Genomic DNA, 1,253 nt, shown 5'->3' with positions numbered 1-1,253 from the left:
AGCTTTTCGGTTTCTCTCAGCGGCCTGCCATTCAAGGCTTGCTCAGCTGTTTCGTTGCCGTGTCTGTCAGCGACTTGTATTATATTACACGAGTCTGCTGCATATGTCAACACCTTTTTGAAAAAAAATCGAAAAAAGGTGAGCTTTTTTCTAAATCCTTATCTAGCACCATGTTTCTTTCATCTAATAGAAAAGATATTGCCAGTTTCGCCCCATTCATAGTATCCTTATCTCAGGAGGATTGATAGTATGGAATTCTTAGACCTTGGTACCACAGCCTTCTTGCTTTTCTTCGGCTTTATGGCTGCTTTTATTGATTCCGTAGTCGGCGGCGGCGGTTTGATTTCCGTCCCTGCATTGCTATGGACTGGGCTGCCGCCGGTAATGGCCCTGGGCACCAACAAATGCGCCGCAGTGATGGGCGCCCTGACCAGTTTCATTACCTTTGTCCGCTCTGGTAAAGTCGATGTTTACCTAATGAAACGCCTGTTTCCCTTGTCCTTCATCGGCTCAGCCTTAGGCGTATTCGTCGTGCAAATGGTGCCGCCAGATATCCTGCGCCCATTGGTCATCGTGATGCTGATTGGCGTACTCCTCTATAGTATCTTCAAGAAAGACTGGGGCAAGGAAAACAAATACGCCGGTATGAGCACGAGACTCTTGCTGCTATCCGGCGTCGTCGCCTTCTCGTTGGGCTTCTATGACGGTTTCTTTGGCCCTGGCGCCGGTTCCTTCATGCTCTTCGGCCTGCTCATGGTCGGTTTTGATTTTTTAGGTGCCGCCGCCAATGCCCGCACCCTGAACTTCGCCAGCAACCTCTCCGCCGTGATCTTCTTCGGTGCCTGCGGCCTTATCGACTTCACCCACGCCATCCCCATGGGACTCGCCATGATTGCCGGCGCCTACTGCGGTGCCAATATGGCGCTAAAAAAAGGCGTTGGGTATGTACGGCCTCTATTCATCATTATTACCACGATATTGATTGGCAAGCTTGTATACGGCTTGTTCTTTTAGCCCAACAGGGCTGTGACAACATGCCTCTAACAGCAAGGCGGCCCGCTGACTCAAATGAGTCGGCGGGCCGCCTTTTATTGTAAATCCTAACAGACAGTTTTCCCACTATAAATTCCAGTTTGTAGTTGCGTGCTTGAGCGCAATTTGGTTACAGATTTGTGGGGCGGAGGTGGGGATACTTCTTCGCCACTTCACTAAATGACCCGCCAGCAGTAGTGCGTACTATTTTAGTTACCTGC

At 50.0% G+C, this 1,253-nt stretch carries 2 protein-coding genes; both read left to right on the top strand.

The window, feature by feature from the left end; genetic code table 11:
• Positions 1–245 (top strand): hypothetical protein (locus tag BLQ59_RS16260; RefSeq protein WP_218122926.1); only part of this gene is annotated, 245 nt, incomplete at its 5' end.
• 4 nt (positions 246–249) lie between these two features.
• The gene (locus BLQ59_RS15505; RefSeq protein ID WP_074573703.1) at positions 250–1,014 is read left to right on the top strand and encodes a TSUP family transporter; all 765 of its coding nucleotides are present in this window, start codon (positions 250–252) and stop codon (positions 1,012–1,014) included.
• Positions 1,015–1,253: the final 239 nt, after the last annotated feature.

Origin of the sequence: Pseudoselenomonas ruminantium (assembly GCF_900104055.1) — a bacterium.
Lineage (GTDB): Bacteria > Bacillota > Negativicutes > Selenomonadales > Selenomonadaceae > Selenomonas_A > Selenomonas_A ruminantium_C.
This window is presented reverse-complemented; position numbering and strand designations above follow the sequence as displayed.

Excerpts from the sequence above, each read along its gene's own strand:
- BLQ59_RS15505 (WP_074573703.1), top strand. The coding sequence starts at position 250 with ATGGAATTCTTAGACCTTGGTACCACAGCCTTCTTGCTTTTCTTCGGC.